Source organism: Bacillus sp. 03113, from assembly GCF_006546985.1.
GTDB lineage: Bacteria > Bacillota > Bacilli > Bacillales > Cytobacillaceae > VATK01.
This window is the reverse complement of record NZ_VATK01000027.1, coordinates 22,540-29,479: the sequence shown is the minus strand read 5'-3', so window position 1 is coordinate 29,479 and position 6,940 is coordinate 22,540. Positions and strand designations below refer to the sequence as shown.

The 6,940-nt window shown below is 36.2% G+C and carries 4 protein-coding genes; all 4 read right to left on the bottom strand.

All coding sequences use genetic code 11. The features are described from left to right. Window positions 1-538: 538 nt before the first annotated feature. On the bottom strand, window positions 539-2,608 hold the full coding sequence (ptsG, locus tag FDO66_RS19415; protein ID WP_141434319.1) for a glucose-specific PTS transporter subunit IIBC: 2,070 nt from the start codon (window positions 2,606-2,608) through the stop codon (window positions 539-541). Window positions 2,609-2,796: 188 nt separating this feature from the next. Continuing rightward, the gene (glcT, locus tag FDO66_RS19410) at window positions 2,797-3,642 is read right to left on the bottom strand and encodes a glucose PTS transporter transcription antiterminator GlcT (protein ID WP_141434318.1); all 846 of its coding nucleotides are present in this window, start codon (window positions 3,640-3,642) and stop codon (window positions 2,797-2,799) included. A 172-nt stretch (window positions 3,643-3,814) separates the two neighbouring features. After that, window positions 3,815-5,143: an NCS2 family permease gene (locus tag FDO66_RS19405; RefSeq protein ID WP_141434317.1), complete on the bottom strand. Its 1,329-nt coding sequence runs from the start codon at window positions 5,141-5,143 to the stop codon at window positions 3,815-3,817. A gap of 268 nt (window positions 5,144-5,411) precedes the next feature. Then, the gene (guaA, locus tag FDO66_RS19400) at window positions 5,412-6,932 is read right to left on the bottom strand and encodes a glutamine-hydrolyzing GMP synthase (protein WP_181444668.1); all 1,521 of its coding nucleotides are present in this window, start codon (window positions 6,930-6,932) and stop codon (window positions 5,412-5,414) included. Window positions 6,933-6,940: the final 8 nt, after the last annotated feature.

Genomic DNA, 6,940 nt, shown 5'->3' with positions numbered 1-6,940 from the left:
ACTCTCCGTATAAGAGTTGATTAGCTCGTAATTGACTTTACTAGCATGTGTTGACTTCGTTTGAAGTCCTCACTTTTTCGGCTTAAGATAAGCTTCGTATCTCTTCGTCATCTTCACTCATTCACATCCTCATGTACATCAATACACTCCGGTGTTCATTCGTTCGATTCCTCGACCTACTCGCTTCTCTCAACCCTTTTTGTTCTTTTGTTGACGTTTTGTTGTTCAGTTTTCAAAGAGCAATTTTTCGTTATCGCTCAGAAGCGACTTTATCAATATAACATTCTTGCAATCTGTTTGTCAACACTTTTTTAAAAATTGTTTTTAAAACTCTCTATCTGATGACCTTAACTGCGACTGCTTTACAATATTATCATCGTTTATCAAATGGGTCAACACTTTTTTAAAAAGTTTTTTGAAATTTGATGATCATAAGCTTATCGAGGTATTTTTCTCAACAAATCATTCGATATAAAAAGAGTGGTAGGCATCTCACCAAATGAAACGCCTGCCACCCTTTAGCAACCCTTAATAATCCTTAACTTACTTTTGAAATGGAGATGATTCCTTCTTCTTTTATTTCAATTTCACCTTGTTTATTTAGCACTACTTTTTCTCCCTCAGCAAGGTTTGTAAACACAATTGGAGTAATCGTGGATGTAGCATGCTCTTTAATATATTCTAGATCTACTTTTAATAAAGGCTGACCTTTTTTCACTTGATCGTTTTCTGCTATCAAGATTTCAAAGCCTTCTCCTTTAAGATTGACCGTGTCAATTCCTACATGAATTAATATTTCTCGGCCGGAATCAGATACAATACCCAATGCATGCTTTGTCGGAAATACATTTACTACTTTTCCATCCACAGGAGATACGACTGAACCTTCTGAAGGAAGAATAGCAAATCCATCTCCCATCATTTTCCCTGAAAATACTGCATCAGGAACTTCTGTAATTGGTAAGATTTCTCCATTCAATGGAGCAACAAAAACCTCTTCACCACTATTATTATTTCTAAGAGCTTTTGGATTTACCTCTTCAACTTGTTGTTCTACTCCTTTTTCAGGCGATTTTTCAACTTGTCGAGGTTTTTTCCCACTCATAATATCTTTCATTTGACCTTTAATCGTCTCTGATCTCGGTCCGAAGATCGCTTGAATATTATTCCCTACTTCAAGCACTCCAGCAGCGCCAAGCTGTTTTAATCTATTTTTATCTACTTGCCCAACATCATTGACAGAAACGCGTAAACGAGTAATACACGCATCTAAATGAGCAATATTTCCATTTCCACCCATCGCCTCTAGAATGTTTCCTGCTAAATCTCCGCCCTTAGCATTACTATTTTCTTCTTCTTTTTCCTCATCTTCACGACCCGGTGTTTTCAGGTTGAATTTACGAATTGCGAAACGGAATCCGAAATAATAAATCACCGCAAATACCAAACCTACTGGAATTACGATCCAAGCATTCGTTTGAGGATTAATCAAACCAAAGAGTGTATAATCAATTAATCCTCCTGAGAAAGTCATTCCAATTTTTACATTCAGTAAGTGCATAGTCATAAAGGAGAGCCCCGCAAAGATAACATGAACCCCAAAAAGAACAGGAGCTACGAATAAAAATGAAAATTCAAGCGGCTCTGTAATCCCAGTTAAAAAGGATGTTAAAGCAGCCGAAGCCATAAGCCCACCAACAATTTTCTTTCTTTCTGGACGAGCTTCATGATAGATCGCTAATGCTGCAGCTGGTAAACCAAACATCATAAATGGATATTTACCTACCATAAACGTACCAGCTGTTAAGTTTTGAACACCATCTTTAATTTGGTTCATAAAGATTGCTTGATCACCACGGATAAGGGTGCCTGCTTTATTTGTATATTGACCGAACTCAAACCAAAATGGCGAATAAAAAATATGATGTAAACCAAAAGGTATTAAAGCACGTTCTATTACACCAAACACAAAGGCTGATAAGGTCAAATTAGCACTAAGCATATTTTCAGAAAAATTGTTTAAACCTGCTTGAATTGGCGGCCAAATAACAATCATAATTAAACCTAAAATAACAGCGCTTGCAGCTGTAGCAATTGGAACAAAACGTTTGCCTGCAAAGAACCCTAAGTATGAAGGCATTTCAATTTCAAAGAACTTGTTATACATAGTAGCAGCAAGAATCCCAACAATAATCCCTCCAAATACACCTGTTTGAAGAGTAGGAATTCCTAATACACTTGCATACTGAACATGTCCAGGTAAATCTTTTGCATCAATCCCTAAAACAGTCCCCATTGTGACATTCATAATTAAAAACCCAACAATAGCAGCAAGTCCAGCAACCCCTTCTCCAGCTGCCAAACCTATGGCAACCCCAACTGCAAATAATAGCGCAAGGTTACCAAAAATAATCCCACCTGCATTTTCCATAACGGAAGCGACCATTTTTACTCCACCGTTATCTAAAAAAGGAGCAATATCTAACAGTGCTGGATTTTGAAGCGCATTCCCAAAAGCAAGCAGAATACCTGCAGCCGGCAAAATCGCAACAGGCAGCATCAATGCTTTCCCAACTTTTTGCAGTACCCCAAAAGCTTGTTTAAACATATAGAGACCTCCAAATATAAATTTTCACTCATAAAGCGTTTTCAAAAAACGATTAAAAGCAACCAAAAAAGGCATGAGCGAAGACAATTAAAAAACTATCTATAGTTATAAAAATAACCATAAACCTGTTTTCCAATTATTTTCTTCACTCATGCCTGATCGTATCAGTAACACGTATAATAAAATAATTAGCTATTTTCTTTTTTTTGAAGCCTTTGCAGATGCATTGTCAAATAGACAGCCTCTGCATCAAACACTTGCTTTTTTAATGTTTCTTGCATAACCTTTATGAGCTTCCATGACAAATTATAACATAACGGGTATTCCTTTTTCAATAAAAAAGTTATACGTTCAGGTTCTTCGACAATTTCTCCTTTTAAGACTCTTTCTATAGTAAATCTTAAATGGCGCACAAGCCTCATATAGTCTAGACTTTCTTTATCGATCGTGATTTTCAACTGTTCTTCTATCATATTAATAAGCTTTGTCGTAAGCTGTGAGTTGCGGCTTACCTCTGATAATTCCTTATCATTTACGCCACTATGGATATGAAAAGCAATGAAACCGATTTCACTTTCAGGTAAACGCAATGAAATTTTATCTTCAATTAGCTGAACCACTTCTTTTGCAACCTGATATTCATTAGGATATAAAGCTTTTGTTTCTGTTAAAAATGGATTACTCAATATCAAACCATCCGTAAGCCTTTTAAAGGCGAATAGTAAATGATCCGTGAGTGCGACATGAATATGATCATTTAGAGAGGAATTCATTCTTTGTTTAATTAACTCAATAGCAGAAATAATGACTTCAAGCATGCCATTTTCCAGAAAAGGTAAGAGCTTAATATAGTTAACTTGTTCTTTTTCATCCTTTAATACAAATAGCTTCTCTACCTCTGAGGTATCAATAGAATCCCCTCGTTTATGTTTAAACCCAATTCCTTTTCCAATTAATACGACTTCGCCAAAGGAAGGATGTTCTCCTACTAATACGTTATTATTAAGTGATTTTTTAATTAGTAAATTCCCCATCTATCTTTCCTCATTTCAGCAATCACTTGAATTATTTTAATGTTATAAAAGGGTTAAAAAGAAGTCAATGAAAAGAAAGTGCATATTTATAATATTTTAAAAAAGAAGTGTTGACCATCCATAATAAGAGCCCCCTCTGAGACACAAAGGGGACTGGAGCTTTTTTAAAAATTTACTCAAGAAAAATAAAATACCCTAAAAACACGACAAACATTACATACATGATCGGATGAATTTCTTTTATTCTTCCTTTTAGAATCATCGTAATCGGATAAAAAATAAAACCTGCTGCAATCCCCGTTGCAATACTATACGTTAACGGCATTGCAATAATGGTTAAAAAGGCAGGGACAGCAATTTCAAATCTAGTCCAGTCAATTTTCCCTAAAGACGAAACCATTAACACACCAACGATAACAAGTGCTGGTGTCGTAACAGCTGGTGTAACTACTTCTAATATCGGGAAAAAGAATAATGAAAGAATAAACAACCCTGCAGTAACTAATGCGGCAAAGCCTGTACGAGCACCCGCTGCAACCCCAGCAGATGATTCAATATAAGAAGTTGTTGTAGAAGTTCCAAATATAGAACCAAATATGGATGCAATAGAATCAGCAAATAATGCTTTTCCTGCACGAGGAAGCTTATTATCCTTCATTAATCCAGCTTGATTAGCCACCGCGACTAATGTACCAGCATTATCAAAGAAATCAACAAACAAGAAAGTCAAGATAATCAAAAGCATGTCTTTTGTGTAAAAAGAACTATCTCCAAACGATGTAAATACCGCACCGAATGTAGGTTCAAGACTTGGAACAGCACCTACCACTTTATTAGGAACATCTATTATTCCAAAAATCATTCCAACAATCGTTGTGATAACCATTCCAAAAAATACGCCGCCGTTAATCCCTTTTGTTACTAGGATTACCGTTAACAAAATACCGAATATTGCAAGCAAAGTACTACTTTTAGTTAGATCTCCTATTCCAACAAGAGTTGCATCATTATTAACAATAATTTTAGCATTTTGCAATCCGATAAAAGTAATAAACAGGCCAATTCCAGCAGCTACAGCATGTTTTAAGTCAATTGGTATTGCATTAATAATCTTTTCACGAAGGCCTGAAATAGTAAGGAGTAAGAAAAAGACACCTGAAATAAAAACAGCTCCAAGGGCATGTTGCCATGGGACCCCTCCAACTAGCACAACTGTGTAGGCAAAAAAAGCATTTAATCCCATGCCAGGCGCAAGAGCTAACGGATACTTTCCTAATAAACCCATAATAATGGAACCAACTGCTGCAGCAAGTGCGGTTGCAACAAATACTGCTCCGTAATCCATTCTTAAGGCATCTGGTAAATCCTTTACATTAGCCAATGTTAAAGTAATAGGATTGACGACAAGTATGTAAGCCATTGCTAAAAATGTTGTCAATCCCCCTAAAAACTCTTGACGATAATTCGTTCCTAATTCTTCGAAACGGAAATATTTTTTCATTCTTATCCTCCAAATTAACTTTATATTTACCTAAATAACCTTTTTGTTCTCTACCATAAGATTGACATACGACGCTTTATAAAAAAATAAAGAATGAAGGCAACTACAAAATACCCTTATAATATGGCAAACTTATCTCGTATTCAAACTCAATACGGCAGACAAACAAAAGGAAAGATCGGCTGGCAACCTAGATTTTAGCAAGTGATATTTTGTCAGTCAATGAAAAAACGGACATTTTCATGTCCGTTTTGTGAATTGTTCGTTATTATTCCCACTCAATCGTTGCCGGTGGTTTGCTTGTGATATCATAAACAACGCGATTTACATGACTAACTTCATTTACAATTCTTGTTGAAATAGCTTCTAATACTTCCCAAGGAACTCTAGCCCAATCTGATGTCATTCCATCAATGGAAGTAACCGCTCGGATTCCAATTGTGTAATCATAAGTGCGCTCGTCACCCATAACTCCCACACTGCGAATATTCGGAAGTACTGTGAAGTATTGCCAAATATCTCTTTCAAGCCCTGCTTTTTTCACTTCTTCTCTTAGGATAGCATCCGATTCACGAACGATTTCTAATTTATCTTCTGTAATTTCTCCAAGTACACGAATACCAAGGCCAGGACCTGGGAAAGGTTGTCTCCAAACGATGTCATCTGGAATCCCTAGTTCGGTTCCTAACGCACGAACTTCATCCTTAAACAATGTATTTAATGGTTCAATTAACTGAAATTGCATATCTTCAGGAAGACCGCCAACATTATGATGAGACTTAATCGTTTGAGCTGTCGCTGTACCACTTTCAATGATATCTGTATATAGAGTACCTTGTGCTAGGAAATCGATTCCTTTTAGCTTTGTTGCCTCATCGTCAAATACGTAAATAAATTCATTTCCAATGATTTTACGTTTTTTCTCAGGGTCGCTAACGCCTTCTAATTTCGTTAAGAAACGATCCTTAGCATCTACTTTTATTACATTCATATGGAACCCTTCAGAGAAGGTTTTCATAACACTATCCGCTTCGCCTTTTCTTAACAAACCATGATCGACAAAGATGCATGTTAATTGATCACCGATTGCTTTATGAATAAGCACCGCTACTACAGAAGAATCTACGCCGCCACTTAATGCACATAGAACCTGCTTGTCTCCAACAATTTGGCGAATTTTCTCAGTTTCAATTTCAATAAAGTTTTCCATAGACCAATCGCCAGTACAATGACAAATACCAAAAACAAAGTTTTTCAAAATATCATTGCCATATACAGAGTGAAGTACCTCAGGATGGAATTGAACAGCGTATAATCCTTTTTCTGCATTGCTGATAGAAGCAATTGGGCAGGACGGATTGACAGCATCAATTGTGAAGCCTTGAGGTGCTTCAACAACTAGATCTCCATGACTCATCCAAACGACCTGTTCTTCTGGTAAATCTTTAAATAATAATGATTCATTTTGAATGTTTAATACAGATTTACCGTATTCACGATGCTTCGCTCTTTCAACTTTTCCATCTAAATGAACGGTCATTAACTGCATACCATAACAAATTCCAAAAATAGGTAGTCCTAAATCAAAAATCGCTTCATCGCATTTGAACGCATTTTCATCATATACACTGTTTGGGCCACCAGAGAAAATAATTCCCTTCGGATTCAATTCTTTAATTTCCTCAGCTGTAATGGTATGCGGATGTAATTCACTATACACTCCGAACTCTCTAATTCTGCGTGTTATTAGCTGATTGTATTGACTTCCAAAATCTAATACAACAATCATTTCTTGTG

Bases quoted from the DNA above. Each gene is read 5' to 3' on its own strand.
- ptsG (WP_141434319.1), bottom strand. From the start codon at position 2,608: ATGTTTAAACAAGCTTTTGGGGTACTGCAAAAAGTTGGGAAAGCATTG.
- glcT (WP_141434318.1), bottom strand. From the start codon at position 3,642: ATGGGGAATTTACTAATTAAAAAATCACTTAATAATAACGTATTAGTA.
- FDO66_RS19405 (WP_141434317.1), bottom strand. From the start codon at position 5,143: ATGAAAAAATATTTCCGTTTCGAAGAATTAGGAACGAATTATCGTCAA.
- guaA (WP_181444668.1), bottom strand. From the start codon at position 6,932: ATGATTGTTGTATTAGATTTTGGAAGTCAATACAATCAGCTAATAACA.